Source organism: Streptomyces sp. IBSBF 3136 (assembly GCF_036815105.1).
In the GTDB taxonomy this organism is placed as follows: domain Bacteria; phylum Actinomycetota; class Actinomycetes; order Streptomycetales; family Streptomycetaceae; genus Streptomyces.
In genome coordinates this window covers 1-382 of sequence record NZ_JAJSZC010000508.1, presented here as the reverse complement: position 1 = coordinate 382, position 382 = coordinate 1, and the positions used below count along the sequence as shown (strand labels likewise).

Below are 382 nucleotides of genomic sequence, written 5' to 3'. Positions count from 1 at the left end.
CACCCACATCTCCACCCACCCTGTGGACGCACCCATGACGACGCACACCGCGACGACCCCGTCGTACGCCCAGCTCCCCATCATCGACCTGTCCGCCGCCGACCGCGGCCCCCAGGCCCGCGCCCTGCTCCACGCCCAGCTGCACAGCGCCGCCCACGACGTCGGTTTCTTCCAGCTCGTCGGGCACGGCGTCACCCCGGCCGAGACCGAGGCGCTGCTCACCGCCATGCGCGCCTTCTTCGACCTCCCCGAAGCCGACCGGCTCGCTCTCGACAACGTCAACTCCCCGCACTTCCGCGGCTACACGCGCATCGGCGACGAACGCACCCAGGGCGCCCGCGACTGGCGCGACCAGCTCGACATAGGCGCCGAACGCCCCGCC

Annotated in this window: 1 protein-coding gene; it reads left to right on the top strand. The window is 72.5% G+C overall.

Annotated features, from left to right (window positions below; translation table 11 throughout):
- Nucleotides 1-34: 34 nt before the first annotated feature.
- Nucleotides 35-382, top strand: a 348-nt coding sequence (locus tag V7E45_RS40495; RefSeq protein ID WP_333779275.1) for a 2-oxoglutarate and iron-dependent oxygenase domain-containing protein, incomplete at its 3' end; no start/stop codon positions are given.